Origin of the sequence: Aeromonas sp. DSM 116730 (assembly GCF_046581335.1) — a bacterium.
GTDB lineage: Bacteria > Pseudomonadota > Gammaproteobacteria > Enterobacterales > Aeromonadaceae > Aeromonas > Aeromonas rivipollensis.
Genome location: NZ_CP144265.1, coordinates 3,867,075 through 3,893,623, shown reverse-complemented (window position 1 = coordinate 3,893,623; position 26,549 = coordinate 3,867,075). Strand labels below are relative to the sequence as shown.

The 26,549-nt window shown below is 59.0% G+C and carries 29 protein-coding genes; 24 read left to right on the top strand and 5 right to left on the bottom strand.

What is annotated here, in order from left to right:
* The first annotated feature begins 5 nt into the window (after positions 1-5).
* Positions 6-473 carry an Rrf2 family transcriptional regulator gene (locus tag Aeroheme_RS17840; RefSeq protein WP_106885000.1) on the top strand — a complete coding sequence of 156 codons (468 nt, stop codon included), beginning with the start codon at positions 6-8 and terminating at the stop codon, positions 471-473.
* Between the two features lie 30 nt (positions 474-503).
* Here Aeroheme_RS17840 and Aeroheme_RS17835 read toward each other — a convergent pair whose 3' ends face one another.
* Both Aeroheme_RS17835 and Aeroheme_RS17830 read right to left on the bottom strand, forming a co-directional pair.
* Positions 504-1,784, bottom strand: a complete 1,281-nt coding sequence (locus tag Aeroheme_RS17835) for an HlyC/CorC family transporter (RefSeq protein WP_106884999.1) — start codon at positions 1,782-1,784, stop codon at positions 504-506.
* A gap of 40 nt (positions 1,785-1,824) precedes the next feature.
* Complete coding sequence (locus Aeroheme_RS17830; protein WP_041204421.1) at positions 1,825-2,616, bottom strand: inner membrane protein YpjD; 792 nt, start codon at positions 2,614-2,616, stop codon at positions 1,825-1,827.
* Positions 2,617-2,902: 286 nt separating this feature from the next.
* Between Aeroheme_RS17830 and ffh the strand changes: the two genes are divergently transcribed.
* From ffh to rplS, 5 genes are all read left to right on the top strand, one after another.
* Entirely contained in the window at positions 2,903-4,282 is a 1,380-nt protein-coding gene (ffh, locus tag Aeroheme_RS17825) for a signal recognition particle protein (RefSeq protein ID WP_139436841.1), read from the top strand.
* A gap of 179 nt (positions 4,283-4,461) precedes the next feature.
* Positions 4,462-4,710, top strand: a complete 249-nt coding sequence (rpsP, locus tag Aeroheme_RS17820) for a 30S ribosomal protein S16 (protein WP_025325696.1) — start codon at positions 4,462-4,464, stop codon at positions 4,708-4,710.
* A gap of 24 nt (positions 4,711-4,734) precedes the next feature.
* Complete coding sequence (gene rimM, locus Aeroheme_RS17815) at positions 4,735-5,256, top strand: ribosome maturation factor RimM (protein ID WP_005332346.1); 522 nt, start codon at positions 4,735-4,737, stop codon at positions 5,254-5,256.
* Positions 5,257-5,290: 34 nt separating this feature from the next.
* A complete protein-coding gene (gene trmD / locus Aeroheme_RS17810; RefSeq protein WP_011704631.1) occupies positions 5,291-6,040 on the top strand; it encodes a tRNA (guanosine(37)-N1)-methyltransferase TrmD in 750 nt (249 codons plus the stop codon).
* 32 nt (positions 6,041-6,072) lie between these two features.
* Complete coding sequence (gene rplS / locus Aeroheme_RS17805) at positions 6,073-6,420, top strand: 50S ribosomal protein L19 (protein ID WP_005313505.1); 348 nt, start codon at positions 6,073-6,075, stop codon at positions 6,418-6,420.
* 129 nt (positions 6,421-6,549) lie between these two features.
* Here rplS and Aeroheme_RS17800 read toward each other — a convergent pair whose 3' ends face one another.
* Together Aeroheme_RS17800 and mutH are read right to left on the bottom strand one after the other, a co-directional pair.
* Entirely contained in the window at positions 6,550-6,873 is a 324-nt protein-coding gene (locus Aeroheme_RS17800) for an isoamylase early set domain-containing protein (protein WP_005332348.1), read from the bottom strand.
* A gap of 83 nt (positions 6,874-6,956) precedes the next feature.
* Positions 6,957-7,631, bottom strand: coding sequence for a DNA mismatch repair endonuclease MutH (gene mutH, locus Aeroheme_RS17795; RefSeq protein WP_005332349.1), 675 nt, complete (start codon positions 7,629-7,631; stop codon positions 6,957-6,959).
* A gap of 732 nt (positions 7,632-8,363) precedes the next feature.
* Here mutH and rppH point away from each other — a divergent pair.
* The 8 genes from rppH to Aeroheme_RS17755 all read left to right on the top strand — a co-directional run bounded on the left by rppH (position 8,364) and on the right by Aeroheme_RS17755 (position 16,028).
* A complete protein-coding gene (gene rppH / locus Aeroheme_RS17790) occupies positions 8,364-8,891 on the top strand; it encodes an RNA pyrophosphohydrolase (protein ID WP_106884997.1) in 528 nt (175 codons plus the stop codon).
* A 13-nt stretch (positions 8,892-8,904) separates the two neighbouring features.
* Complete coding sequence (ptsP, locus tag Aeroheme_RS17785) at positions 8,905-11,184, top strand: phosphoenolpyruvate--protein phosphotransferase (protein ID WP_106884996.1); 2,280 nt, start codon at positions 8,905-8,907, stop codon at positions 11,182-11,184.
* A 67-nt stretch (positions 11,185-11,251) separates the two neighbouring features.
* Positions 11,252-12,079 carry a prolipoprotein diacylglyceryl transferase gene (gene lgt / locus Aeroheme_RS17780; RefSeq protein ID WP_041207083.1) on the top strand — a complete coding sequence of 276 codons (828 nt, stop codon included), beginning with the start codon at positions 11,252-11,254 and terminating at the stop codon, positions 12,077-12,079.
* Positions 12,076-12,870 (top strand): thymidylate synthase, encoded by a 795-nt coding sequence (gene thyA, locus Aeroheme_RS17775; RefSeq protein ID WP_408752027.1) that lies wholly within the window; start codon positions 12,076-12,078, stop codon positions 12,868-12,870. Before lgt ends, thyA begins: the two co-directional genes overlap by 4 nt.
* A gap of 295 nt (positions 12,871-13,165) precedes the next feature.
* On the top strand, positions 13,166-14,356 hold the full coding sequence (nhaA, locus tag Aeroheme_RS17770) for a Na+/H+ antiporter NhaA (protein WP_106884995.1): 1,191 nt from the start codon (positions 13,166-13,168) through the stop codon (positions 14,354-14,356).
* Between the two features lie 20 nt (positions 14,357-14,376).
* Positions 14,377-14,757, top strand: a complete 381-nt coding sequence (locus Aeroheme_RS17765) for a hypothetical protein (RefSeq protein WP_411167259.1) — start codon at positions 14,377-14,379, stop codon at positions 14,755-14,757.
* Entirely contained in the window at positions 14,744-15,676 is a 933-nt protein-coding gene (gene nhaR / locus Aeroheme_RS17760) for a transcriptional activator NhaR (protein ID WP_005332358.1), read from the top strand. The genes Aeroheme_RS17765 and nhaR overlap by 14 nt, the downstream gene beginning before the upstream one ends.
* A gap of 49 nt (positions 15,677-15,725) precedes the next feature.
* On the top strand, positions 15,726-16,028 hold the full coding sequence (locus Aeroheme_RS17755) for an ArsR/SmtB family transcription factor (protein WP_106884992.1): 303 nt from the start codon (positions 15,726-15,728) through the stop codon (positions 16,026-16,028).
* A gap of 49 nt (positions 16,029-16,077) precedes the next feature.
* Here Aeroheme_RS17755 and rpsT read toward each other — a convergent pair whose 3' ends face one another.
* A complete protein-coding gene (rpsT, locus tag Aeroheme_RS17750; RefSeq protein WP_033129187.1) occupies positions 16,078-16,341 on the bottom strand; it encodes a 30S ribosomal protein S20 in 264 nt (87 codons plus the stop codon).
* A 191-nt stretch (positions 16,342-16,532) separates the two neighbouring features.
* On the opposite strand from rpsT, the gene murJ reads away from it, so the two are divergent.
* From murJ to tppD, 10 genes are all read left to right on the top strand, one after another.
* Positions 16,533-18,095 (top strand): murein biosynthesis integral membrane protein MurJ, encoded by a 1,563-nt coding sequence (murJ, locus tag Aeroheme_RS17745; RefSeq protein ID WP_111913481.1) that lies wholly within the window; start codon positions 16,533-16,535, stop codon positions 18,093-18,095.
* Positions 18,096-18,215: 120 nt separating this feature from the next.
* Positions 18,216-19,190 carry a bifunctional riboflavin kinase/FAD synthetase gene (ribF, locus tag Aeroheme_RS17740; RefSeq protein ID WP_234676016.1) on the top strand — a complete coding sequence of 325 codons (975 nt, stop codon included), beginning with the start codon at positions 18,216-18,218 and terminating at the stop codon, positions 19,188-19,190.
* Positions 19,190-22,051 carry an isoleucine--tRNA ligase gene (gene ileS / locus Aeroheme_RS17735; RefSeq protein ID WP_411166299.1) on the top strand — a complete coding sequence of 954 codons (2,862 nt, stop codon included), beginning with the start codon at positions 19,190-19,192 and terminating at the stop codon, positions 22,049-22,051. The genes ribF and ileS overlap by 1 nt, the downstream gene beginning before the upstream one ends.
* Complete coding sequence (lspA, locus tag Aeroheme_RS17730) at positions 22,051-22,563, top strand: signal peptidase II (protein ID WP_025325712.1); 513 nt, start codon at positions 22,051-22,053, stop codon at positions 22,561-22,563. The genes ileS and lspA overlap by 1 nt, the downstream gene beginning before the upstream one ends.
* The gene (fkpB, locus tag Aeroheme_RS17725) at positions 22,560-23,012 is read left to right on the top strand and encodes an FKBP-type peptidyl-prolyl cis-trans isomerase (RefSeq protein WP_303808367.1); all 453 of its coding nucleotides are present in this window, start codon (positions 22,560-22,562) and stop codon (positions 23,010-23,012) included. The genes lspA and fkpB overlap by 4 nt, the downstream gene beginning before the upstream one ends.
* Before the next feature lie 79 nt (positions 23,013-23,091).
* The gene (gene ispH, locus Aeroheme_RS17720) at positions 23,092-24,027 is read left to right on the top strand and encodes a 4-hydroxy-3-methylbut-2-enyl diphosphate reductase (RefSeq protein ID WP_411166298.1); all 936 of its coding nucleotides are present in this window, start codon (positions 23,092-23,094) and stop codon (positions 24,025-24,027) included.
* Between the two features lie 110 nt (positions 24,028-24,137).
* Positions 24,138-24,545 (top strand): type IVa pilus pseudopilin TppA, encoded by a 408-nt coding sequence (tppA, locus tag Aeroheme_RS17715; protein ID WP_163135572.1) that lies wholly within the window; start codon positions 24,138-24,140, stop codon positions 24,543-24,545.
* 3 nt (positions 24,546-24,548) lie between these two features.
* The gene (gene pilV / locus Aeroheme_RS17710) at positions 24,549-25,112 is read left to right on the top strand and encodes a type IV pilus modification protein PilV (RefSeq protein ID WP_163149515.1); all 564 of its coding nucleotides are present in this window, start codon (positions 24,549-24,551) and stop codon (positions 25,110-25,112) included.
* On the top strand, positions 25,109-26,104 hold the full coding sequence (locus tag Aeroheme_RS17705; protein WP_411166297.1) for a PilW family protein: 996 nt from the start codon (positions 25,109-25,111) through the stop codon (positions 26,102-26,104). The genes pilV and Aeroheme_RS17705 overlap by 4 nt, the downstream gene beginning before the upstream one ends.
* On the top strand, positions 26,101-26,544 hold the full coding sequence (tppD, locus tag Aeroheme_RS17700; RefSeq protein WP_106884984.1) for a type IVa pilus pseudopilin TppD: 444 nt from the start codon (positions 26,101-26,103) through the stop codon (positions 26,542-26,544). The genes Aeroheme_RS17705 and tppD overlap by 4 nt, the downstream gene beginning before the upstream one ends.
* Positions 26,545-26,549 lie beyond the last annotated feature (5 nt).

Genomic DNA, 26,549 nt, shown 5'->3' with positions numbered 1-26,549 from the left:
GCACTATGAGACTAACAAGCTATACCGATTTTGGATTGAGAGCCCTGCTCTATCTGGCCACCTTGCCGGAGGGGGAATTGTCGAGCGTGGCCAAGGTGTCTGCCTTGTATGACGTCTCTCGCAATCACATGGTGAAGGTGGTGAACCAGCTGGTGAAGCTGGGTTATCTGCAGTCCCAGCGTGGCAAGAATGGCGGGATCCGCATGGCCTGTTCCCCTGAGAGCGTGAACATAGGCCAGGTGATCCGGGCGCTGGAAGGCAACCTGGACGGCATCGACTGCAACTCGCCGGTGTGCCACATCGTCTCTGTCTGTCTGCTCAAGAGTGCCTTGAAGGAGGCGATGAACGCCTTCCTCGCGGTGATGGACGGCTATACGCTGCAAGACCTGCTGGCCAACCGCGACGAGCTGCAGCAGGTGTTCGGCGAGTTGATCCCGACTCTGGTGCTGGAGCCGGATGACGAGAACGAGTGAGACGAAAAGGCTGCCATCGGCAGCCTTTTTTCAATCCTCGTAACCTGACTCGTTCCGATAGAGATGTGGCATGATCCTCGCCATCTTCACCATGTTGTTCTCGACTTCGATGATCTCGATGGGATAGCCCGCCAGCCTGACGCTGATGTTGGGCTGGGGGATCTCCTCCAGGTACTCCAGGATCACCCCGTTGAGGGTGCGCGGGCCGTCGATGGGCAGGTGCCAGTGCATCTCCTTGTTCAGCTCGCGGATGCTGGCGGAGCCTTCCACCAGGAAGGAGCCGTCCGGCTGGGGGTGGATCTCGTCGCTTGGCGCCGGGGCCATGGAGGTGGTGAAGTCGCCCACTATCTCTTCCAGGATGTCATCCAGGGTGATCAGCCCCTGAATATCGCCATACTCGTCGACAATCAGCCCGATCCTCTCCTTGTTGCGCTGGAACTTGGCCAACTGCACGTTGAGCGGCGTGCCCTGTGGAATGAAGTAGATGGGATCGACTTCCCGCAGCAGGCTGGACTTGCTGAACTGGTCTCTGGCGACCAGCCTGAGGGCGTCACGAGAGTGTAAAAATCCGACGACGTCGTCGATATTGTCGCGATAGAGCAGGATCTTGGTATGGGCGCAGTGAGCCAGCTGGCGCAATATGCTCTTCCAGTCGTCATTGATGTCGATGGCAGAGATCTCGCTGCGCGGCACCATGATGTTTTCCACCGTCATCTTGTCCAGATCCAGAATGCTGATCAGCATCTCCTGATGGCGCTGGGGGATGAGGCTGCCCGCCTCGTTGACTATGGTGCGCAGCTCTTCGGTGTTGAGGGAGTCATCCTTGCGATGTTCCAGTCGCAGCAACTTGAGCAAGAGGTTGGTGATGCTGTTGATGAGCCAGACCAGGGGGGCGAAAGGCACCATCAGCCCCTTGAGGACCCAGGAGGCGGGATAGGCGATGCGTTCGGGAAACATGGCCGCCAGTGTCTTGGGAGTGACTTCCCCGAATACCAGCACCACCAGGGTGAGGCCGAAGGTAGCAACGGCGACGCCGATGTCCCCGAACAGCCGGATGCAGACTATGGTGGCGATGGCGGAGGCCAGGATGTTGACCAGGTTGTTGCCGATGAGGATGAGGCCAAGCAGGCGGTCCGGTCGGGCCAGCAGCTTTTCGACCCGACGGGCCGCCTTGTGCTTGGTTTGGGCCAGATGCCGCAACTTGTAGCGGTTGAGGGACATCAGACCGGTTTCAGAACTGGAGAAGAAGGCTGACAAAACAATCAAGATAACGAGAACAATCAGTAATGTGCTCGTTGAGATACTGTCCAAGAAGGGCTCCTGTTGGGATGGTTTTGGGGTGGCTGAACCGTCAGCTCAGCAAGACTTCCTTGACGAAGCGGCTGCCAAAGTAGGCCAGGGTCAGGATGACGCTGCCGATGAGGCTCAGCATGATGACCTTGCGACCACGCCAGCCACGGGTGTGGTGACCCCACAGCAGCAAGGCATAGACGCACCAGGCCAGGATCGAGAGGATGGCCTTGTGGGATTTGCCCTGGGCGAACATGTCTTCCAGGAAGAACAGGCCCGAGGCGATGGAGAGCGTCAGCAGCAAGAGGCCCGCGGAGATGAGCTGGAACAGCCGCTTCTCCACCGTCATCAGGGGCGGCATGGCGGGCAGATGGCTGATCTTTCTGGACTTTAGCTGCCGATCCAGACAGGCAAGCTGGAGCGCAAACAGGCAGGCGATCATCAGCACCGAATAGGCCATCAAGGCGAGCCCTATGTGCAGCAGCAGTTGGGGGTGAGCTTCCAGATGGGTGATGTAGCGACCCGGTATGAGGGCGCTGGCGGCGAGCAGCAAGGCCGAGAAGCTGTAGACCACGGGCAGCAGGATCCAGCCGTTGAAGCGGCGGGTGACGCAGGTCATGAAGCAGCTGATGATGAGGCTGACCAAGGACGCGACGTTCAACATGCTGAGATTCTGGCCGGAATGGGTGGCCAGCACCTCGCTTCCCACCGCCACGCCATGGGCGGTCAGGGCCAGGCCGACACAGGCAAACAGCGACACCTGCCCGACGGGCTTGGCGCTGAGCAGCAGGTGCAGAGAGGCGATGATGGCCAGCAGGTAAAACGCCAGGGCCAGAACAGAGATCACGATCATAACCAGGTCGTTGTCGAACAAGCTTTTATGGATAAGAGGGGCAGTATACCTTGCACAAGATATGCTCGCCAGTTGTGCCAGGGGCTAACTGCCCATATATAAGTAGCAGCTGACGGCCCCGTGCGGCGAATAATCGTCCTCCGGCGTTGACTGGGGTATAATGCCCTCCATTTATTACACCCGCTCATTCGATGGCGGGTCACCGCCGCAAGCGGTGAGTAATCGTCCTCACAGTGCTGACTGGGGTATAATGCCCCCATTGTTACGCCAAGAATCGGAATGCGTCATGTTTGAGAATTTGACTGAACGACTCTCGCGCACCCTGCGCAATGTCAGTGGCCGTGGCCGGCTGACCGAAGAGAACATCAAGGATACCTTGCGTGAAGTGCGCATGGCGCTGCTCGAGGCGGACGTGGCTCTGCCGGTGGTGCGTGACTTCGTTGCCCGCGTGAAAGAGCGTGCCGTCGGCCAGGAAGTGGCCAAGTCCCTGAGCCCGGGCCAAGCCTTCATCAAGATAGTGCATGGCGAGCTGGTCTCCGTCATGGGGGAGGCGAACGAGCAGCTCAATCTGGCCGCTCAGCCGCCGGCCATCATACTGATGGCGGGCCTGCAGGGGGCCGGTAAGACCACGACTGTGGGCAAACTCGCCAAGCTGCTCAAAGAGCGCCACAAGAAGAAGGTGCTGGTCGTCAGTGCCGACGTCTATCGCCCCGCGGCGATCAAGCAGCTCGAGACCCTGGCCAACGACATCAGCGTCGACTTCTTCCCGAGCGATGTGACCCAGAAGCCGGTGGCGATCGCCACCGCTGCCATCGATCAGGCGCGCAAGAAATTCTATGACGTGGTGATCGTCGATACCGCCGGTCGTCTGCACGTGGACACCGAGATGATGGCGGAGATCCAGGATCTTCACGCCACCATCAAGCCGGTCGAGACCCTGTTCGTGGTGGATGCCATGACTGGTCAGGATGCCGCCAATACCGCCAAGGCGTTCAACGAAGCGCTGCCGCTCACCGGCGTCATCCTCACCAAGGCGGACGGCGACGCCCGCGGGGGTGCCGCCCTGTCGGTGCGCCACATCACCGGCAAGCCGGTCAAGTTCATCGGTATGGGCGAGAAGACCGACGCCCTTGAGCCCTTCCACCCGGACCGACTCGCGTCCCGTATCCTCGGCATGGGCGATGTGCTGTCGCTTATCGAGGAAGTTGAGCGCACCGTCGACAAGGAGAAAGCCGCCAAGCTGGCCAGCAAGGTCAAGAGCGGCAAGGGTTTCGATCTGGAAGATTTCCGCGAGCAGCTGGCCCAGATGCGCAACATGGGCGGCATGATGGGCATGCTCGACAAGCTGCCCGGCATGTCCGGCCTACCGGATAACGTGAAAGATCAGATGGATGACAAGATCACAGTGCGGATGGAGGCCATCATCAGCTCCATGACGCCCAAGGAGCGTGCCCATCCCGATCTCATCAAGGGCTCCCGCAAGCGTCGCATCGCCGCGGGTTCCGGCATGCAGGTGCAGGACGTGAACAAGCTGCTCAAGCAGTTCACCGAGATGCAGCGCATGATGAAGAAGATGTCCGGCAAGGGCGGCATGCGCAAGATGATGGGCCAGATGAAGAACATGCTGCCGCCCGGATTCGGTGGTGGCGGACGCGGTCCGTTCTGATTTTCCTGCTTGTCAGGCAAAAAGGCTCACTGCGGTGAGCCTTTTTCATGCCAACTCCTGCGCAAAAAATAGCAGGCTTGGTTGCAATTATTACGAATCCAAGTAGAATTACGCGGCTTATTTTAAGCTAGGGTCTGCGTATTTGCAGGCCTTGTTCATTAGATGTTCATGAGGACGATATGGTAACCATTCGTTTACAACGTGGTGGCGCGAAAAAGCGTCCGTTCTACCAGGTAGTAGTTTCTGACAGCCGTTGCGCCCGTGACGGCCGCTTCATCGAGCGCGTTGGTTTCTTCAACCCGGTTGCTGCTGGTAACGCTGAAAAGCTGAACCTGGACCTGGCTCGTATCGAGCATTGGGTTGCTACTGGTGCCGCTGTTTCTGACCGCGTTGCCAAGCTGATCAAAGACGCTAAAAAAGCTGCTTAATCAGCCAAACGGTAAGGAGTTAAGGTGGAAAAACCTATAGTTCTGGGCACCCTGGGTACCGTCTACGGCATCAAGGGCTGGCTTAAAGTGAACTCCTTCACCGATGTTGCCGAAGCGATTTTCGATTACAACCCCTGGCTGATCAATCAGAACGGGGTGTGGCGTGAGATTCAGGTTTCGGCCTGGAAGCGTCACAACAAGGGTCTGATCTGCAAACTCGATGGTATCGATGTGCGCGAGGATGCCCTGGCATTGACCAATGTCGAGATTGGCGTAGCCGCCGATCTGTTGCCTGCGTTGCCTGAAGGTGAGTTCTACTGGCGTGACCTGATTGGTTGCTCCGTGATGACCACCAAGGGATACGACCTGGGCAAGGTGACCGAATTGATGGAAACCGGCTCCAACGATGTGTTGGTGGTTGAGGCCAATGTAAAAGATGCCTTTGGTGCAAAGGAGCGGCTGATCCCGTTCCTGGAAGAGCAGGTGATCAAGAACATTGATCTGACTGCTCGAACAATCGAAGTTGATTGGGATCCTGGTTTCTAGTTTCCCGCGCTAACACGGGTGCCGGAGGTTTCTTATGTGGATTGGGGTGATTAGCCTCTTCCCGGAAATGTTCCGAGCCATTACCGAGCACGGGGTAACGGGTCGGGCCGTCAAGAGTGGCCTGCTGCAGATTGAGTGCTGGAACCCTCGGGATTTCACCCACGACAAGCACCGTACGGTCGATGATCGTCCTTATGGTGGTGGGCCTGGGATGCTGATGATGGTTCAGCCGCTGCGTGATGCGATTCATGCAGCCAAGCAAGCGGCGGGAGACGGGGCGAAAGTCATCTATCTCTCTCCTCAGGGGCGCAAGCTGACTCAAGCGGGCGTAACCGAGTTGGCGACGAATCAGAAACTGATTCTGGTCGCCGGTCGATACGAAGGTATCGATGAACGCGTGATACAAACCGAAGTCGACGAAGAGTGGTCTATCGGGGATTACGTGTTAAGTGGTGGCGAGTTGCCTGCCATGACTCTGATCGATGCGGTTTCGCGTCTGGTCCCCGGGGTCTTGGGCGATCAGGCCAGTGCCGAGCAGGACTCCTTCACGGATGGCCTGCTGGATCATCCCCACTACACTCGGCCGGAGTTGTTGGATGGATTGGCGGTGCCCGAGGCGCTGACAAGCGGCAATCACGAAGTGATTCGGCGCTGGCGTCTCAAGCAGTCGCTCGGACGAACCTGGCAGAGAAGGCCGGAACTTATTAACAACCTAGCTCTGACTGACGAGCAAGAATCACTTCTTGCCGAGTATGTCCGCGAAGTGCGTGACAGCGTTAAGTAGAGTTTTCAGTTTATCCTAGGTAAGGAAAGACAATGAGCAAGATTATTCAGCAGCTTGAACAAGAGCAACTGCGTACCGACATCCCGGCATTTGCCCAGGGCGATACCGTACGTGTTCAAGTTCGTGTTAAAGAAGGTGGTAAAGAGCGTCTGCAGGCTTTCGAAGGCATCGTCATTGCCAAGCGTAACCGCGGTCTGCACTCTGCTTTCACCGTTCGCAAGATCTCCAACGGCGAAGGTGTTGAGCGTGTATTCCAGACTCACTCTCCGCTGATCCACAGTGTAGAACTGAAGCGTCGTGGTGATGTTCGCCGCGCCAAGCTGTACTACCTGCGCAACCTGTCCGGCAAAGCTGCTCGTATCAAAGAGAAGCTCAACTAATTCGATTCGAATTGGTGTCGGTATGTCGGCGAAAAGCTCGACAGGTAGTGAAAAGGCTCGCCAATGGCGAGCCTTTTTTGTGTCTGTAATTCGGGTATCGGTCAGAGGTGTTAGTGTTCTGGTCGTCGTCTACTGACTGACCCGCACCACAGAGTTGTCGCGCCCGAAGGGGCCGGGCACGTAGTCGTCCGCTTCCCAGTCGTTGTCATAACGGGTCTCCCCGTCCGGCTGCACCAGCTGGTAGCAATACTCGAAATGGCTGGGGCCATCGGTGGGAAGGTTGAGGGTCGCCTTGAACTCCCCGCTCTTCATTCTTTTCAATTCAATGGGTTGCCACTGGCTGAACTCCCCCAGCAGCAAGACCTGTTCGGCCTCGCCTGCGGCCTCCTTTTCCACTGCGAAGGTCACCTTGACCTCGGGGCGGGACTTGAGAAATTGCTTGTTGATCGGCATATCGACTCCTTGTCACTGACTGCGAAGAAAGTAGTGCTGGTTATTTTTATATCACTTTATGACAAGGATGTTGATAGCAATCGTCAGGCAGGCAGGGCGAAATGACGCCGAAGCAACTGGTGAGTGAAGTCAATCTTGAGGTAGAAGCCCCGTGGCAGTGTCTGGATCGGCTGGCCATTGCGGCCGATGGCGCGGGTCAGTGCCTTGCTGTTGGCCGCCTTGGGGCGGAGTTGCATGACCTGGCCGTGGCGTGCGCTGATCTGCTCCACCTCCCCCAGCACTATCATGTCCATCAGCTCCTCCCAATCCTGACGCAGCAACCTGTCTTCTTCTTCGTTCGGGCTCCACAGCAACGGCATGCCGACCCGGCGCTCACCGACGGGGATGGTGCGGCTGCCCTCCACCGGGATCCAGAGTACCCGCGACAGCTTGTTGCGCACATTGGACTCCTCCCAGCGCTGGCCACTGATCCCGATGAGGGGAGCGACGCAGACGAAGGTGGTTTCCAGCGGTTTGCCCTGAGGATCGATCGGGATCGTCTTGAGCTCTATGCCGAGATCGGGGAAGTCCTGCTCCGGTCGGCTACCCGCGCTGGCGCCCAGCTGCCACTCGATCAACTGGCCGATCCAGCCCTTGTCCCGCCGGAGATCCCGTGGCACCGGGATGCCGGCCGTCGCGGCGAGCTGAGCCAGGGTGAAGCCCGCCATGGCGTAGGCGCGCGCCAGCAATTCCTGCTCTGACTGTGGGTTGTCGGGCATGAGGGGCTCCTGTTGGCGAGAAGGGGTGGACAAGTGTGATCCTGACAGAGGATCGCTGTTTTTGTAACCGATCCTTGCCCGGCTATACACAGGGGGGGCAGGATTGTGAATTTTAATCTATGGCAATGATTTTAAAGGAATTTGACTTTTTTCTCCAGCCTGGATAACGGGAGGATCCCGGTTGCTGCGAGTTGTCCAAGGGTTTGGCCTGGCTGTTGCACATAGTTATCCACAGAAATCTTGGATAACTGACATAAAGTGGTGATACAGGGCCCGGCATCAGAAATAAATGTGAGAGCACGCCGATTTTTCTCGCCATATCGGTGCAGATAATGCGCCATCCTTGTGGATAAACTAGCCTTGATGGATCTTTGAACAGTCGAACTTGTTCACAATTGACAGCCAGGATCCTCGGGCGCAAAAGACATGGATCTTGATCCAGTCTTTAAATATTAACTGTATGTATTTAAATGAATATTTTGTTTTTATATGAATCGGGTATGATACGGCATGATTTGAAGTCGTAGTATAAAACTACTGTATATACCCGCTTGATCACAGGCTTATGCACAGTCTGGGTGGGCAACTTGCGGAGCTTGTCCTTCCGGTTTGTTTATAACTTTGCTTGAAATGCCAAGTTATTCATGAGTGGAAGATGACAGTCCCTGTTTGCCGCCACGGGGTGAATGTGGAACAATCTCTTTATAGATTCAGCCTTTATAAGGTGATCACGTGATAGATGGCGACGGATTTCGTCCCAATGTCGGCATCGTGATCTGTAACCGTGACGGGCAAGTATTGTGGGCTAAGCGCTATGGGCAGCACTCCTGGCAGTTTCCGCAGGGGGGAGTTGATGATGGTGAATCGCCGGAACAGGCCATGTATCGTGAGCTGTATGAGGAGATAGGCCTCAAGCCCGAGGATGTGACCATACTGGCGACCAGTCGCAACTGGCTGAAGTATCGCTTACCCAAACGACTCGTTCGCTGGGACAGTTCACCGGTCTGTATTGGCCAGAAGCAGAAATGGTTTTTGTTGCAGCTCGATCCTGGCAGAGAGTCCAGGATCCAGTTCGGCTGTCATGGTCACCCGGAATTTGATGATTGGCGTTGGGTCAGCTTCTGGTACCCGGTTCGTCAGGTCGTCTCCTTCAAGCGGGAAGTTTACCGCCGGGTGATGAAGGAGTTTGCCCCGCTGGCCATGCCGGTGCCGGTGGTGCAGGTTAATCGAAAGGATGGGCGGCGCAACCGCTCGCGCTAAGGAGCACAATTAGTTGCTGACGGAACTCAGACGCATCGTCGAGAGCATGGCCGAGGCCAACACCCTCGAACAGGCCTTGCAAGCATTGGTGAGCCAGACCCGGCTCGCCATGACGGTGGACTGCTGCTCCGTTTATGTCGCCGAGCCCGACATGCGCCGCTATCGACTGGCGGCCACCGATGGCCTGGCCGAGTCGGCGGTGGGCAAGGCCACCTTGCCGTTCGAGCAGGGCATAGTCGGCCTGGTGGGTCAGCGGGAAGAGCTGATCAACCTGGCCGATGCGCCTTCTCACCCCAGTTTCAAGTTCCTGCCCGATGTCGCGGAAGAGGCGTTTCGCTCCTTCCTCGGCGCCCCCATCATGCACCAGCGCCAGGTGGTGGGCATTCTGGTGGTGCAGCAGAAAGAGAGCCGGCTGTTCGATGAAGGGGAAGAGTCCTTCATGGTCACGCTGGCGGCGCAGCTGGCGGCCCGCATCGCCCAGGCCCAGGCCAAGGGCTGGTTGCAGAAGACCGACTGGAGCAAGCCGCTGCGCGGTATCGCCGGCGCCAGTGGCATCGCCATCGCCAAGGCCTGGGTGTGGCGCCCGCGCAAGGCGCTCAACAGCATCACCCCGCGCAAGGACGAGGACCACGGCAAGCAGCTGGCCCGACTGGAGCTTGCGGTGGAAGAGGTGCGCCACGATCTGGAGAGCCTGGCGCTGCGCTTTCGCGAGAGCTACAGCCAGGATTCTGTCGCCATCTTCGACATCTATCTGCACCTGCTGAACGATCCCGGCTACATCAAGCCCATCCGCAACAAGGTCGGCAAGGAGCACTGGACCGCCATCTCCGCGGTCAAGATCATCAGCGATCGGCTGATCGAGCAGTTCAAGGGGATGAAGGATCCCTACCTGCGGGAGCGCTCCACCGATGTGAAAGACATAGCCCAGCGGCTCATCAGCCGGCTGGTGCAGGACGAACCCGAGCAGCTCACCATAGGGGAGCCGGTGGTGCTGGTCGCCGACGAGGTGACCGCCACCATACTCGCCGAGATCCCGCGGGAGTTCCTGAGCGGCGTGGTCTCGCTCAAGGGGGGGACCAACTCCCATGCCGCCATCCTGGCCCGCGCCATGGGAGTGGCGGCCATCATGGGGGTGGATCTGCCCCTGGGTGACATAGGTGGTCGCACCCTGGTTGTCGACGGTTACAGCGGCGATCTCTTCATCGAGCCCAATCAGGTGATCCTGACCGAGTACCGGCAACTGCTGAGCGAGGAGCGGGCGCTCGATACCCTGGTGCGCAGTGTCGACAATCAACCCTCGGAGACGGCTGACGGCACTCCTGTCTCCTTGCTGCTCAACGCCGGCCTCAGTGCCGACACCGAGATCTCCCTCAACCATCTGGCGGACGGGGTCGGGCTCTATCGCACCGAGATCCCCTTCATGCTGCAGGACAGCTTCCCCTCCGAATGGGAGCAGACGGCGCGCTATCGCGGGATCCTGGAGACTTATCGGGATCGCCCGGTCTGCATGCGCACCCTAGACGTGGGGGGGGACAAGCAATTGCCCTATTTCCCCATAGTGGAGGAAAATCCCTTCCTTGGCTGGCGGGGGATCCGGCTCACCCTGGATCACCCCGAGTTGTTCCTGGTGCAGCTCAAGGCCATGCTGCGCGCCAGCGAAGGGCTGGACAATCTGGCCATCATGCTGCCGATGATCAGCAGCGTCAGTGAAATCAAGGCTTCCCGCCGGCTGCTGGATCAGGCCTGGCGTGAAGTGTCGGAAGAGGCGGCGAGCCGCGATGCGGTGATCCGCTACCCCAGCCTGGGGGTGATGATAGAGGTGCCCTCCGCCCTCTACATCCTGCCGGAGATGGCCCCCCTCATCGACTTCTGGTCGGTGGGCAGCAATGACCTGACCCAGTATCTGCTGGCGGTGGATCGCAACAATGCCCGGGTCGCCAGCATCTATGACGCCTTCCATCCCGCGGTGATCCGCGCCCTGCAACTGCTGGTCGATGCCTCCCATCGCTACCAGAAGCCGGTCTCTGTCTGTGGCGAGCTGGCCGGGGATCCGGTCGGCGTGCTGCTGCTGCTGGCCATGGGCTATCGCCGTTTCAGCATGAACACCCACAACATCTCCCGCATCAAGTACGTGCTGCGTCAATCCGATCTCGGCGAGCTGAAGGCGCTGATGGCCGATGGCCTCAAGCACGACAATCCCCACGTGCTCCGTGGCCTGTTTGCCCGCTACCTGGAAGAGCACGGTCTGGGCGGTTTGCTGCGCGCGGGCCACAAGACCAAGTTGCCCGATTGATATTCAGTCTTGTTCCTGCTGACGAATGATCGGAGAATGCGGCTTTTCTTATGACTGGGGCCGCGCCATGCAGCACGACGGATATTGGGTTTTCTCGCAGATTGATCCCGTAGCATTCAGTTTGGGACCACTATCGGTACGCTGGTATGGTCTCATGTATTTGTTTGGTTTTGCCTTTGCCATGTGGCTTGCGGGCCGCCGCGCCGATGCGCCCAACAGTGGCTGGACTCGCAACGAGGTCTCCGATCTGCTGTTCTACGGCTTCCTCGGGGTGATCCTGGGCGGTCGTATCGGCTATGTGCTGTTCTACAACTTCGATCTCTTCCTGGCCGATCCCACTTACCTGTTCAAGATCTGGACCGGCGGCATGTCGTTCCACGGCGGCCTGATCGGTGTCATCACCGCCATGATCTGGTTTGCCCACAAGACCAAGCGTCACTTCTTCACCGTGGCTGACTTCGTGGCGCCGCTCATTCCGTTCGGCCTCGGTGTCGGCCGCATCGGCAACTTCATGAACGGCGAGCTGTGGGGCCGGGTCACAGACGTGCCCTGGGCCATCATCTTCCCGGAGGCCGGCCCCGAGCCGCGTCACCCCTCCCAGCTCTACCAGTTCGCTCTGGAAGGTGTGGTGCTCTTCATCATACTGAACCTGTTCTGGCGCAAGAACCCACCACGGGGCGCCATCTCCGGCATGTTCCTGCTGTTCTACGGCCTGTTCCGCTTCCTGGTGGAGTTCGTACGCCAGCCTGACAGCCAGCTCGGTCTCTACTTCCAGGAGATCAGCATGGGCCAGATCCTCTCCACTCCGATGATCATCATCGGCGCCCTGATGATCTGGGTTGCCTACAAGCGTCCGCAGTTGTTCGGCAACGCGGCGAAGGAGGCAAAGCAATGAGGGCCTATCTCGACCTGATGCAGAAGATCCTGGATGAAGGCACCGTCAAATCCGATCGCACCGGCACGGGGACAGTCTCCCTGTTCGGTCATCAGATGCGCTTCAATCTGGCGGAAGGCTTCCCGCTGGTCACCACCAAGAAGTGCCACCTGCGCTCCATCATTCACGAGCTGCTGTGGTTCCTCAATGGCAACACCAACACCGCCTACCTGAAGGAGCACGGCGTCAGCATCTGGGACGAGTGGGCCGACGAGCACGGCGATCTGGGCCCTGTCTACGGTGCCCAGTGGCGCTCCTGGCCGGCGGCCGATGGTGCCGTCATCGACCAGATCCAGAAGGCGGTGGATGACATCAAGCACAACCCGGACTCGCGCCGCATCATAGTCTCCGCCTGGAACGTGGGTGAGCTGGACAAGATGGCGCTCGCCCCTTGTCACGCCTTCTTCCAGTTCTACGTGGCGGACGGCAAGCTCTCCTGCCAGCTCTACCAGCGCAGTTGCGACGTCTTCCTCGGCCTGCCGTTCAACATCGCCAGCTACGCCCTGCTGACCCACATGATGGCCCAGCAGTGCGATCTGGCCGTGGGCGACTTCGTCTGGACCGGTGGCGACGTACACCTCTACTCCAACCACATGGAGCAAACGGCGCTGCAGCTCTCCCGCGAGCCGCGTCCCTTACCGCAGCTGGTGATCAAGCGCAAGCCGGACTCCATCTTCGACTACAGGTTCGAGGACTTCGAGATCTTGGGTTATGATCCCCATCCGGGTATCAGGGCCCCTGTTGCCATCTGATCCAGTATCCGCCGTGATGGCGAGCGGCTCTCGGCGGGATCTCCCGCGTGGCGGCATTACGTTATTCCATCTGTTCGAAAGGCGCCTGCGGGCGCCTTTTTCATACCTGAACAGAATAAATATGCAAAAAAAAGAATGCTCCGTGGGCTCATGAAGGCGGGGTAAAACGTGCTTATAGCAGGCATGATTCATTTTGCCTTCGGTTTTTCCGTTGTTATTGGCAGTTAGAAACGATTTTTCATTAACTCACTCGGCCCCTAGACTGAAAAAGTACAATTTTATGGATAGTTAGACCATGAGCGATGTGTTCAAGCGATTTCTCAAACTGGAGTCAGCCTCCGGAATAATTCTGATCCTGGCCGCCCTGGTGGCCATCGGTCTGGCCAACTCTGCCCTGGCGGAGCACTATCAGAGTTTCCTCAATACCCAGGTACAGGTGCGCATTGCCGCCCTCGACATCAACAAGCCGCTGCTGCTCTGGATCAACGACGGCTTCATGGCGATCTTCTTCCTGCTGGTCGGGCTGGAAGTAAAGCGTGAGATGCTGGAGGGGGCGCTCTCATCACGGGTGCAGGCCACCTTCCCGGCCATCGCCGCCGTGGGCGGCATGCTGGCCCCTGCGCTCATCTATGCCTTCTTCAACTATGAAGACGAAGTGACCCGGGCCGGCTGGGCCATTCCGGCCGCAACCGACATCGCCTTCGCCCTCGGGGTGATGGCGCTGCTCGGCAAGCGGGTGCCGACCAGCCTCAAGGTATTCCTGCTGGCCCTGGCCATCATGGATGACCTTGGGGTCATCATCATCATCGCCCTCTTCTATACCCAGCAGCTGTCGCTGACCGCACTGGCGGTCGGCATAGTGGCGACCCTCACTCTGCTCTGGATGAATCGCCGCGGTGAGGACAGGATCGGCCTCTACATGCTGGTGGGTCTGGTGCTCTGGGTTGCAGTGCTCAAGTCCGGCGTCCATGCGACCCTGGCCGGCGTCATCGTTGGCTTCATGATCCCTATCTCCGGGAAGCGCTATGCCTCGCCGCTCAAACACCTGGAGCATGTGCTGCACCCCTGGAGTGCGTACCTGATACTGCCGTTGTTTGCCTTTGCCAACGCAGGGGTCTCCCTCGACGGGATCCAGCTGTCGGATCTGCTCAGCCCGGTGCCCATGGGCATCATACTGGGGCTCTTCATCGGCAAACCCCTCGGCATCTTCACCATCAGCTGGCTGTCGGTGAAACTCGGCATCGCCCAGCTGCCGAGCGGCGTCAACTTCAAGCAGATCTTTGCGGTCAGCATCCTGTGTGGCATCGGCTTTACCATGTCGATGTTCATCGCATCGCTGGCATTCGAGCATGGCGGACTGGACTACGGCAGCTACTCACGCCTCGGGATCCTGGTGGGATCCACCCTGGCGGCCGTGATCGGTTTTATCGCCCTGCGGATATCGCTGCCCAATCGGGAGGCGAATCAAAGCACGGAGGGGTTATGAGAAGACTCGGATGGTTAGTCATGCTGGCGAGCCCGGCAGTCTGGGCGAATAGCCTGGCTGAGTGCCAGCAGGATGCGGCGTCGGCCAGTTGCTCGGCCTATCTCAATGGGGTGGTGGACAGTGCCCTCATGCTGGGGGACAAGCAGGCCAAGGCCCGATTCGGTGAAACCTTCACCGAGCGGGCCCTCAGCAGCCGGGCCGGCGAACGAGTCAAGCAGTCCCACAAGCGTTACTGCGGGGAGCGGATGCCGGATCCGGCCCGCCTCAAGCTGACCCTGCAAGAGCAGTTCGGCGCAAACAAGGTTGACTCGATCAGCGACATGTATGACATTCTGGCGGTTGAACTCAGCTGCTACCGGAGCCCGCGCAGCGCGGGAACCCCATCGGATGTCACACCTTAATTACAACCACCTCTACTATTTTTGGATGACTCAGAAGAAGGGCTCCGTCACCCAGGCGGCGGAAGCCCTCTTCCTCACTCCCCAGACAGTCACCGGTCAGATCAAACTGCTGGAGCAGCGTCTCGGCGGCAAGCTGTTGATCCGCAAGGGGCGTTCCCTCGAGGCCACCGAACTGGGTCAGCTGGTGTTTCGCTATGCCGACAAGATGTTCAGCCTATCCTACGAGATGCTGGATATCGTCAACTACCGCAAGGAGAGCCAGATCCTGTTCGACGTCGGCATCGCCGATGCACTCTCCAAGCGCCTCGCCAGCCGGGTGCTACTCTCCGTCATCCCCAACGACGGCTCCATCCACCTGCGCTGTTTCGAATCGACCCACGAGCTGCTGCTGGAGCAACTGAGCGAGCACAAGCTAGACATGATCCTCTCCGATTGTCCGGTGGACTCCAGCCAGCACGCCGGCCTGCTCTCCAAGCGACTAGGAGGCTGTGGCGTCAGCTTCTTCTGCAAGGCGCCGCTGCCCGAAAAGCCTTTTCCTGCCTGTCTCGAGGAGCGCAAGCTGCTCATTCCGGGCCGTCGTACCGCCATGGGGCGCCAGCTGACCCAGTGGTTCGAGCAGCAGGGCATCTCTCCCAGCATCCTGGGGGAATTCGATGATGCGGCCCTGATGAAGGCGTTTGGTTTCTTCAATCAGGGTATCTTCATGGCACCGACCATCTATCGGGAGGAGATCCTGGAGGGAGAGGAGGTGATGCTGATCGGGGAGACCCAGGATCTGATGGAGGAGTACTACGTCATCTTTGCCGAGCGGATGATCCAGCATCCGGCGGTGAAGCGGGTGTGCGAGAGTGATTTCTCCTTCCTCTTTGCCGGTCAGGAGGATTTCACCACCATTCAGCCGGCGACCCTGTCATTTTAAATCGACGGGGCAGAGGGTATGATTCCTGTCTTGCAGGGGAGGGAATGCGATGCAGTTGGAAGAGATGGAGGCGAATGCCGGACGTGCGGTCACCCTGCTCAAGGCGCTGGCCAATGAACGGCGCTTGTTCATTCTGTGCCAGTTATTGGAGAGAGAGCTATCGGTGGGGGAACTCAACGAGGTGCTTGGACTGAGTCAATCGGCCCTGTCACAGCATCTGGCTGTGCTGCGGCGCGATGAGCTGGTGGCGACGCGAAAAGAGGCCCAGACGGTCTACTATTCGCTGCGCAGCCATGAGGTACGCGAGATGATTGGATTGTTGCACAGGCTGTATTGTAGCGAACCCAAATAAAAAACCGGCACTAAGGCCGGTTTTTTTAGCTTTGTTCAGCCGAAGCTGATTAAGCCATAGCTTTGATCTGGGCAGACAGGCGGCTCTTGTGACGAGCAGCTTTGTTCTTGTGGATCAGGCCTTTGGTCGCCATACGATCCATGATCGGCTGAGCAACAGCGAAAGCTGCAGTGGCAGCAGCTTTGTCGCCAGAAGCGATGGCAGCAATTACTTTCTTCAGATAGGTACGGGTCATTGAACGACGGCTGGCGTTGTGTTGACGACGTTTCTCTGACTGAATCGCGCGCTTCTTAGCAGATTTGATATTAGCCAAGGTAAAACTCCTAAAACTGTCTTAGCGAGTGTATTGAAAAGGCCCGGAAATATGCCTTCTCAACCACATATTGTCAAATGATTTGTGCAAATAAACACCGCCCCCCGGTGGTGTGTCAGTTGGGAGGCGGTTAAACTGTCGGCCGATTCTAGCAGCATTCTTTCCATTCTGACAGTTCCAGAGGCCTCGTCTTGAGTAAGAAATTGATCAAATCCGGCATGATAGTGTCCGCAATGACGCTGGTGTCCCGTGTGATGGGCTTGGTGCGCGATGTGGTCATCGCCAATCTGCTCGGTGCCGGGGTGGCCGCAGACGTCTTCTTCTTCGCCAACCGCATTCCCAACTTCTTGCGCCGGCTGTTCGCCGAAGGGGCTTTCAACCAGGCCTTCGTGCCGGTGATGACGGAGTACAAGAAAAACGGTGACGAGCAGGCCGTGCGAGAGCTGCTGGCCGCAGTGGCGGGCACCCTTGGGGGCATAGTCACCATAGTCACCCTGCTCGGTGTGCTGGGCTCGGGGGTGCTGACGGCCCTGTTCGGCTGGGGCTGGTTCTGGGACTGGCTGCACGGCGGCCCGGCGGCCGAGAAGTTCGAGCTGGCCAGCCTGATGCTCAAGATTACCTTCCCCTATCTCTGGTTCATCACCTTCACCGCCATGGCCGGGGCCATTCTCAACACCTTTGGTCGCTTCGCCGTCTCCTCCTTCACGCCGGTGTTCCTCAACCTCACCATGATAGCGGCGGCCTGGTGGATAGCCCCGTTGCTGGAGCGGCCCGAGATCGCGCTGGCGATCGGCGTCTTCCTCGGCGGCTTGGTGCAGTTTCTGTTCCAGTACCCCTTCCTGCGCCAGATCAACATGCTGGTGTGGCCCAAGTGGGGTTGGCACCATCCTGGTGTGGTGAAGATCCGCACCCTGATGATACCGGCGCTGTTCGGCGTCTCGGTCAGCCAGATCAATCTGCTGATCAACACCATGCTGGCCTCCTTCCTGGCGACCGGTGCCATCAGCTATCTCTACTACTCGGATCGCCTGCTGGAGTTCCCCCTCGGCCTGTTCGCGGTCGCCATCAGCACAGTGATCCTGCCAGCGCTGGCCAAGAAGCATGTGGATGCGGATCCGGCCGACTTCTCCCGTACCATGGACTGGGGGGTGCGCATGGTGATGCTGCTCGGCCTGCCCGCCATGGTGGGGATTGCCGTATTGCGCGAGCCCATACTGCGAGTGCTCTTCATGCGCGGGGAGTTCGGCATGCACGAGGTGGCAATGTCCAGCGCCAGCCTGCTGGCATCCACCACAGGGCTGCTCTCCCTGATGCTGATCAAGGTGCTGGCCCCCGGCTACTATGCCCGCCAGGACACCAGGACCCCGGTACGGATCGGCATCATGGCCATGGTGGCCAACATGGTGTGCAACCTCATCTTCATCTATCCGCTTGGCTATGTGGGGCTGGCGCTCGCCACCGCCTGCTCCGGCACCCTGAATGCGGCCCTGCTGTTCAAGGGGTTGTATCAGCAGGCGGTCTATCGCCCTTCCCGCAACACGGGCGTGTTCTGCCTCAAGCTGCTGGTGGCGACCGTGCTGATGGGGGGCGTGCTTGGCTATCTGTCACCGGATCTCGCCCAGTGGGGAGCCTGGAGCATGGGCAAAGCCAGTCTGGAGCTGACCTTGCTGCTCTGCCTTGGGGGCGCCTTGTATGGAATAGTCCTGTTGGTGCTGGGGGTCAGGCCAAGACACCTGAAATCGGGTCAGCAATGAGGCTGATGATGCCCGTGTTCCGGGTCAGATACCTGAAATCGGCTCAACAGCAGGGCTGACCCTGCCTGCTGCCTGATATATAATCCGCCGATTTCCATGGCAGCAACGCACAAGGCACTGATGGAACTCATTCGCGGCATTCACAATATCAAGCCCCATCATCGGGGCTGTGTATTGACCATAGGCAACTTCGATGGGGTTCATCAGGGCCACCATGCGGTGCTGGCCCGACTGCAGGAGAAAGCCGCCCAGCTTGGCCTGCCCGCCTGCGTCATGCTGTTCGAGCCACAGCCCCTTGAGCTGTTTGCGGGGGACGCCGCTCCTGCCCGTCTCAGCCGTTGGCGGGAGAAGTACGAAGCCCTCAAGGGGATGCAGATAGATCGCATGCTCTGTGTGCGGTTCACGCACCGCTTCGCCGAGCAGGCCGCCAGCAGCTTCATCGAGCAGTTGCTGGTGGAGAAACTCGGCGTGCACTACCTGGTGGTGGGCGATGATTTTCGCTTCGGCAAGGGGCGGGAGGGGGACTTCCACCTGCTGGAGGAGGCGGGTCATCGCTTCGGCTTCGAGGTGATCAGCACCCAGAGCTTCCAGGTCGAGCGCCAGCGGGTCAGCAGCACGCTAGTGCGCGAGGCCTTGAAGGCGGGGCGGATGGCGGAGGTGGAGCTGATGCTCGGCCGTCCCTATGCCATCAGTGGTCGGGTGGCCCACGGCGACAAGCTGGGGCGCACCATAGGTTTTCCTACCGCCAATCTCGCGCTCAAACGGCAGGTGATCCCGGTCGGTGGCGTGTTCGCGGTGGAAGTGTTATGTTCCGGCAAGACCTTCCCCGGTGTCGCCAATGTGGGTGTACGGCCGACCTTGAGCGGTACACAAGCCAGATTGGAAGTACATCTATTTGATTTTTCTGGTGATCTATACGGTCAGCAGGTCAAGGTGCTGCTTCGCCACAAGCTGCGCGAAGAGCAGAAGTTTGCCTCTTTCACCGCCTTGAAAGAGCAGATCGAACGAGATGCCCTGGCGGCCCGAGCCTGGTTCGGGCTGCCACCATTCAATTTACCCAGCACTCTTTTAGAAAAGAAGGGAACCCAGGACTGATGAGCGACTATAAACACACCCTGAATCTGCCGGAAACCGAGTTTCCGATGCGTGGCGATCTGGCCAAGCGCGAACCCAACATGCTCAAGCGTTGGTACGATCAGGATCTTTACGGCGCCATTCGCCGCGCCAAAGCGGGCAAGCCTTCCTTCATTCTGCATGATGGCCCTCCCTACGCGAACGGCAGCATTCACATCGGTCACTCGGTCAACAAGATCCTCAAAGACATCATCATCAAGTCCAAGGGCCTCTCCGGCTTCGATTCCCCCTATGTGCCGGGCTGGGATTGCCACGGTCTGCCCATAGAGCTGAAGGTGGAAGGCATGGTCGGCAAGCCGGGGGAGAAGGTCTCCGCCGCCGAGTTCCGCGCCGAGTGCCGCAAATACGCCAAGACCCAGATCGAAGCGCAGAAGACCGACTTCATCCGTCTGGGCGTGCTGGGTGACTGGGAACACCCCTACCTGACCATGGACTTTGGCACCGAAGCCAACATCATCCGCTCCATGGCCAAGATCGTCGCCAATGGTCACCTGCACAAGGGTTCCAAGCCGGTGCACTGGTGTACCGACTGCGGCTCCGCCCTGGCGGAAGCCGAAGTGGAGTACTACGACAAGAATTCCCCCTCCATCGATGTGCGCTTCAAGGCCGTCGACGAGGCGACAGTGGCTGCCAAGTTCGACTGCCCCGAAGGTCACACCGGCCGTGGCCCGCTCTCTGCCGTGATCTGGACCACCACCCCCTGGACCCTGCCGGCCAACCGTGCCATCGCCATGCACGCCGATCTGGACTACGCCCTGGTACAGGTGGAGGGTGACAACCCCGAGCGCCTGATCCTGGCCGCCGAGCTGGTCAAGGATGTGATGGACAGAGCCGGTATCGAGAAATTCCACAACCTGGGCTATGCCAAGGGTGCGGCGCTCGAGCTGCTGCGCTTCAACCACCCCTTCTACAGCTTCGACGTGCCTGTGGTGCTGGGTGACCACGTCACCCTGGATGCCGGTACCGGCGCCGTGCACACCGCCCCTGGCCACGGTCAGGAAGACTTCGTGGTCGGTCAAAAGTACGGTCTGGAAGTGGCCAACCCGGTTGGCAGCAACGGCGTCTACCTGCCGGATACCGAACTGTTTGCCGGCCAGCACGTGTTCAAGGCCAATGCGGCCGTGGTCGAGGTGCTGACCGAGCGTGGTGCCCTGCTGCACCACAAGGTGTTCAACCACTCCTACCCCCATTGCTGGCGTCACAAGACCCCGATCATCTTCCGTGCCACCCCCCAGTGGTTCATCAGCATGGAGCAGAAGGGATTGCGCAAGCGCGCGCTGGAAGAGATAGAGCGCATCGAGAAAGATGGCATCGCCCAGCACGGCCAGAGCGGTTGGGTACCGGCATGGGGCAAGAACCGTATCCAGGCGATGGTTGAGAACCGTCCTGACTGGTGTATCTCCCGTCAGCGTACCTGGGGCGTGCCCATCTCCCTGTTCGTTCACAAGGAGACTCAGGCGCTGCACCCTGAATCCGTGCGCCTGATGGAAGAGGTGGCCAAGCGGGTCGAACAGTCCGGCATCCAGGCCTGGTGGGATCTGGACAAGGCCGAGCTGCTGGGCAGCGACGCCGACCTGTACGACAAGGTGCCCGACACCCTGGACGTCTGGTTCGACTCAGGATCGACCCACTCCTCAGTGGTCGATGCCCGCCCCGAGTTCAATGGCAACCCGGCCGACATGTATCTGGAAGGTTCTGACCAGCACCGCGGCTGGTTCATGTCCTCCCTGATGATCGGCGTGGCCATGAAAGACAAGGCTCCCTACAACCAGGTGCTGACTCACGGCTTCACCGTGGATGGTCAGGGCCGCAAGATGTCCAAGTCCATCGGCAACGTGGTCAGTCCGCAGGACGTAATGAACAAGCTGGGCGCCGACATCCTGCGCCTGTGGGTAGCGAGCACCGACTACACCGGTGAGATGACAGTCTCCGACGAGATCCTCAAGCGCTCCGCCGATGCATATCGCCGTATTCGCAACACAGCCCGCTTCCTGCTGGCCAACCTGAACGGCTTCAATCCGGCGACCGACATGGTGGCGCCTGCCGACATGGTGGTGGTGGATCGTTGGGCCGTGGGCCGTGCCAAGGCGGTACAGGCCGAGATCATGGCGGCGTTCGATGAGTACAATTTCCACGGTGTGACCCAGAAGCTGATGCAGTTCTGCTCCATCGAGATGGGCTCCTTCTACCTGGATGTGATCAAGGACAGGCAGTACACCGCCAAGGCGGACAGCCTGGCTCGTCGCTCCTGCCAGACCGCCCTCTATCACATCGCCGAGGCCATGGTGCGCTGGATGGCGCCCATCATGAGCTTCACCGCCGACGAAATCTGGGCTCTGCTGCCGGGTGAGCGCGGTGAGTTCGTGTTCACCGAAGAGTGGTACGACGGCCTGTTCGGGCTGGAAGCGGGTGAAGTGCTGAACGACGATTTCTGGGCTGAGATCCTCACAGTGCGCGGTGAAGTGAACAAGGCACTGGAAGCCGCCCGTGGCGAGAAGCGCATCGGTGGCTCCCTGCAGGCCGAACTGACCCTGTTCGCCAAACCCGAGCTGGCTAAGCGCCTGAATGCTTTGGCCGATGAGCTGCGCTTCGTGCTGCTCACCTCCAAGGCCAAGGTGGTGGTGGCTGGCACAGCACCGGAAGGTGCCGTTGCGACCGAGCGCGATGATCTGTGGCTGAACGTGGCCCAGTCTGCCGCCGCCAAGTGCGACCGCTGCTGGCACCATGTGGAAGACGTGGGCACCATAGCCGGTCACGAAGAGATCTGTGGCCGCTGCGTCACCAACGTCGAGGGTGACGGCGAAACGCGTCAATTTGCCTGATGAACATGACCAATAACGCTCTTCATAACAAAACGGGCCTGCGTTGGCTGTGGCTGGCGGTGCTGGCTTTCGTACTGGACCAGGCGAGCAAGCTCGCCGTGGTCAAGTTGCTGCCGTTTGGCTATCCGGGGGTGGAGATCACCCCCTTCTTCAACCTGGTGCACGTCTACAACAAGGGCGCAGCGTTCAGCTTCCTGGCCGATCAGGGGGGCTGGCAGCGCTGGTTCTTCGCGGTCTTGGCGTTTGCCATCTGTGGGCTGCTGACACACTGGCTGCGAAAGCAGTCGGTCACCCAGCGCTGGAGCGGCATCGCCTATTCGCTCATCATCGGCGGAGCCCTTGGCAACGTCTTTGATCGCCTGGTGCTGGGCCACGTAGTCGATTTTCTCGACTTCTACTGGCAGCGCTCCCATTGGCCTGCATTCAACCTGGCGGACAGCTTTATCTTCATCGGCGCAGCCATGATAGTGCTGGAAGGCTTCCGGTCCGAAAAACAGAAGGAGGCGGCATGAGCCAGGCCATAGGCGCTGACAGCAGCGTACTGTTCCACTTCTCCATCAAGCTGGAAGACGGCTCTGTGGCCGACAGCACGGCGCTGCACGGCAAACCGGCCCGCCTGCGGATGGGGGACGGCAGCCTGACATCGAGCTTCGAGCAGTGTCTGCTGGGGCTGCAACAGGGGGAGGCCAAGAGCTTCACGCTGGCGCCTGAGCAGGCGTTCGGTCACTCCAATCCCGACAACATCTACCATCTGGACAGAGCCAAGTTCGGTGCCGATGTGGAGCCCAAGATTGGCACCATCATCCTCTTCGACCAGCCCAATGGCAGCGAGCTGCCGGGCATCATACGGGCGGTGGAAGGGATGTCGGTGACGGTCGATTTCAACCACCCGCTGGCGGGTCACACCGTCACCTTCGAGGTGGAGATCCTGGGCGTGGATGACGAGGAAAAGGTGAGCTGATGGATATTTTGCTGGCTAACCCACGTGGTTTCTGTCGTGTTGATGTCGATTACGCCATCGGCATGAGTGAGGTGCTCTGATGGATATACTGCTGGCTAATCCCCGTGGCTTTTGCGCCGGTGTCGACCGTGCCATCAGCATAGTCGAGAGTGCATTGGAGAAATTCGGTGCCCCCATCTATGTCCGTCACGAGGTGGTGCACAACCGCTATGTGGTGAACAAGCTGAAAGAGGCGGGAGCCGTGTTCGTCGAGGAGCTCGACGAGGTGCCGGATGACAGCATCGTCATCTTCTCCGCCCACGGCGTTGCCAAGACGGTGCGCGAGATGGCCAAGTCCCGTGCCCTCAAGGTGTTCGATGCCACCTGTCCGCTGGTGACCAAGGTGCACATGGAGGTCCATCGAGCCAGCCGCAAGGGCTCCGAGGCCGTGCTCATTGGTCACGCCGGTCACCCCGAGGTGATCGGGACCATGGGGCAGTACGAGAATCCGGAAGGGGGCATGTATCTGGTGGAAACGCCGGAGGACGTGGCCAGGCTCAAGGTGAAGAACCCGGACGATCTCTGCTTCGTTACTCAGACTACGCTCAGCGTGGACGAGACCTCGGACGTTATCGATGCCTTGCGCCAACACTTCCCGAAAATTCAGGGACCGCGCAAGGATGACATCTGTTATGCCACCCAGAACCGTCAGGATGCGGTGCGGGAGATGGCGGGGCTGGTGGATGCCATGCTGGTAGTCGGTTCTCGCAACTCCTCCAACTCCAACCGCCTGCGAGAGCTGGCCGAGAAGGTGGGGGCGCGAGCCTACCTCATCGACGATGCCACCATGATCGAACCGGGCTGGCTGGACGGTGTGGATCGTATCGGGGTGACGGCGGGAGCCTCTGCTCCCGATGTGCTGGTTCAGAATGTCATCGCCCGTCTGCGCGAGCTGGGGGGCAAGATAGTGACCGAACACCCGGGTCGCGAAGAGAACGTGGTCTTCGAGGTGCCGCCAGAGCTTAGAATCATTTGAATGTGGCCAGGATGGCCTAAGAATAAAGAGTGATGTTTCTGATGCCGGATTTGTTGTTGCGACCTATCCGGCATTAGACTAACAAGACCGCCAGTCACCAAGGATGGGATATGATTGGGTTCTATCGAGGCTTTTCCCTCATTGAATTGATGATTGTCGTCGCCATTGTGGCGATTCTTGGCACCATTGCTTATCCCTCATATCAGCGCTATCTGCTGGCCAGCCACCGTATTGATGCCAAAAAGATGCTGTTGGATGCCGCCAACAGACAAGAAACCTATTTTATGGACTTCAATAGGTACGCCTCCTCCGCTGCCGACCTGAATATCACTGACAACTCCGAGTCCGGCTTCTACCATCTGGTCATCTCTGCCGGCACCAATACGTTCATTCTCTTTGCCACGGCTTCCGGCGCACAAGGCTCCGATAGTGACTGCATCATCTTCTCCATCGATCAGGATGGCACCAGAAGCGCTACCCGACTCGGCGATACCGCCAACGACGCCTGCTGGGACTAGCCGATGAAACTTCAACGCCGTCGCCAGATGACCGGATTCAGCCTGCTGGAGGTGATGATAGCCGCAGTGGTGCTCTCCTTTGGTCTGCTGGGGCTGGTTGGCATGCAGGCCACGGCCAAATTCTCCGGCTATGAGGCCCGCCAGCGCACCATTGCTAATTGGCTGGCAAATGACCTCGTTGAGCGCGCCAGGATCAACCAGGACAGCTGGACTGCCCAGGGCACGACAGTCGTATCAGGCAACACTATCCTGAACATGCCGAGTTGTGCCAACAGCAATGGCACCATGTCGGATTGCAGTCGCAGTGAACGGCAGGCGCTGGATCTCTTCTATTGGCAGCAGTCCCTGCTTGGCTCCGCCGTGTCCGGTGCCGCCTCATCTCTGCAGGCTCCAGTCGGCTGCGTGATCCGCGGGGCCAACAACAGCCTGACAGTGGGGATCTTCTGGCGCGGCCGGGAGTCTCTGTCTGATGGCGCCGATGCGGTTACCGCTGTGCGCAACAGTTGTGGGCTTGGGAATGCCGCAGATCGGCAGAGGCGTCAGTTCGTGCTGACGACCACCTTATGAATGCCCGTGGCTTTACTCTGGTCGAGTGGCTGATCGCCATGCTGATCGGAGTATTTCTGATTGGTGGTGGCCTGAGCATCTTCGTAGCCTCCCGTGCCACCACTGAAGATGCCTTCGATCAGAGCGAGTTGCAGGAAAATGGCCGCATCGCCATGCGTCTGCTCACCCAGGACCTGAAATGGGCTGGCTTTTGGGGGGACTATACGGGTTCTCCCATGGCCGTGGGGCAGGGGGTTACGCTGAGTGCTGGGTCTAGTGTGCTTGCCGCAAATGATTGTCTGGACAATCTTGGGCGAGGCAGCCTGCCACCCAGTGTGGGAACAAATCGGGGGATCTGGGTCGCAGGGGTGGACAACAGCAGGGCGATTACGGGAGGGGCTTTTGCTTGTATACCCGTGGCTTCGCGTATCGCCAATACGGATGTCATCAGCATCAAGCGGCTGATTGGTCTTCCGCTGGCGGATGCCGCCGCGACTGGCAATCGTTTTTATCTCGCCACGACGACCCAGGCCGCCCAGATGTTCAAGGGGGGAGAAACGGTCCCCGCTATGACGCCGGAGCGTCAGCTCTGGGAGTATCAGCACTTTATCTATTACCTTTCTCCCAATGCAGCAGGCAACCCTGAATTGAGAAAGCGTTACCTGACCGCAAATGGCGGATCGGTATTGATCTCCGGCCCCATGGCCGAAGGAATTGAACGGATGACGGTGCTGTTTGGTGTCGACGACAGCCCGGTGCCGGATGGTGAAATTGACCGTTATGTCGCGACCGCGAATGTAACTGAACAGGAATGGAGTGAAGGTCGGGTCGTGGCGGCACGCATCTTTATTCTGGTGCGCTCACTGCAAGCATCCAGCAGTTATGTGAATAACAATGTTTATCAGGTTGGCAGCACCAGCATATCAGGCAATGGAGATGGCTTCCGTCGTCTGTTGCTGGAATCCAGCGTATCGTTGCGCAATCCTGCGGTAATAGTGGGAGGTGGAGCATGAGATCCCAGCGCGGTGTGGCTCTGATCGTCGCCCTGATAATTTTGCTGCCTCTTACCCTGATTGCCGTGGTAGTGATGCAATCTTCGGGGCAAGACCTCAAGATGGCAGGCTCGTCCGCCAGCTTCCGACAGGCGGAGCATCGGCTCGAAGGCATCATCGAAGCGGCGATGCAGAGCAACAACATATCGACTGTGATTGCCGGCATGGGCGCCACTCTGGGGGCCAGTGCGGCGATCAGCGTCAATAGCAGCAATGCTTCGGCGGCTGTCGCTCTTACTAATCGTATCGAAACCGTGTGCAAGCGAAAGATTGACGCCAGCAGCAGCAATGTGATTCCTGCGTGCAAGTATGTCGAGCTGCAGGCCAATGTGAATTATGGCAAATATGTTCGCCCGTTGACTTGGATTGCGGGTGTAGAACAACCACTGCTCACAGAATAGGAGCG

Coding starts and splice junctions, on each gene's coding strand:
- pilV (WP_163149515.1), top strand. CDS start 24,549: ATGAAACTTCAACGCCGTCGCCAGATGACCGGATTCAGCCTGCTGGAG.
- rpsP (WP_025325696.1), top strand. CDS start 4,462: ATGGTAACCATTCGTTTACAACGTGGTGGCGCGAAAAAGCGTCCGTTC.
- thyA (WP_408752027.1), top strand. CDS start 12,076: ATGAGGGCCTATCTCGACCTGATGCAGAAGATCCTGGATGAAGGCACC.
- Aeroheme_RS17800 (WP_005332348.1), bottom strand. CDS start 6,873: ATGCCGATCAACAAGCAATTTCTCAAGTCCCGCCCCGAGGTCAAGGTG.
- nhaA (WP_106884995.1), top strand. CDS start 13,166: ATGAGCGATGTGTTCAAGCGATTTCTCAAACTGGAGTCAGCCTCCGGA.
- tppD (WP_106884984.1), top strand. CDS start 26,101: ATGAGATCCCAGCGCGGTGTGGCTCTGATCGTCGCCCTGATAATTTTG.
- Aeroheme_RS17840 (WP_106885000.1), top strand. CDS start 6: ATGAGACTAACAAGCTATACCGATTTTGGATTGAGAGCCCTGCTCTAT.
- nhaR (WP_005332358.1), top strand. CDS start 14,744: ATGTCACACCTTAATTACAACCACCTCTACTATTTTTGGATGACTCAG.
- ribF (WP_234676016.1), top strand. CDS start 18,216: ATGGAACTCATTCGCGGCATTCACAATATCAAGCCCCATCATCGGGGC.
- ffh (WP_139436841.1), top strand. CDS start 2,903: ATGTTTGAGAATTTGACTGAACGACTCTCGCGCACCCTGCGCAATGTC.
- rplS (WP_005313505.1), top strand. CDS start 6,073: ATGAGCAAGATTATTCAGCAGCTTGAACAAGAGCAACTGCGTACCGAC.
- lgt (WP_041207083.1), top strand. CDS start 11,252: ATGCAGCACGACGGATATTGGGTTTTCTCGCAGATTGATCCCGTAGCA.
- fkpB (WP_303808367.1), top strand. CDS start 22,560: ATGAGCCAGGCCATAGGCGCTGACAGCAGCGTACTGTTCCACTTCTCC.
- tppA (WP_163135572.1), top strand. CDS start 24,138: ATGATTGGGTTCTATCGAGGCTTTTCCCTCATTGAATTGATGATTGTC.
- Aeroheme_RS17755 (WP_106884992.1), top strand. CDS start 15,726: ATGCAGTTGGAAGAGATGGAGGCGAATGCCGGACGTGCGGTCACCCTG.
- Aeroheme_RS17705 (WP_411166297.1), top strand. CDS start 25,109: ATGAATGCCCGTGGCTTTACTCTGGTCGAGTGGCTGATCGCCATGCTG.
- trmD (WP_011704631.1), top strand. CDS start 5,291: ATGTGGATTGGGGTGATTAGCCTCTTCCCGGAAATGTTCCGAGCCATT.
- ileS (WP_411166299.1), top strand. CDS start 19,190: ATGAGCGACTATAAACACACCCTGAATCTGCCGGAAACCGAGTTTCCG.
- mutH (WP_005332349.1), bottom strand. CDS start 7,631: ATGCCCGACAACCCACAGTCAGAGCAGGAATTGCTGGCGCGCGCCTAC.
- Aeroheme_RS17765 (WP_411167259.1), top strand. CDS start 14,377: ATGCTGGCGAGCCCGGCAGTCTGGGCGAATAGCCTGGCTGAGTGCCAG.
- ispH (WP_411166298.1), top strand. CDS start 23,092: ATGGATATACTGCTGGCTAATCCCCGTGGCTTTTGCGCCGGTGTCGAC.
- lspA (WP_025325712.1), top strand. CDS start 22,051: ATGAACATGACCAATAACGCTCTTCATAACAAAACGGGCCTGCGTTGG.
- Aeroheme_RS17830 (WP_041204421.1), bottom strand. CDS start 2,616: ATGATCGTGATCTCTGTTCTGGCCCTGGCGTTTTACCTGCTGGCCATC.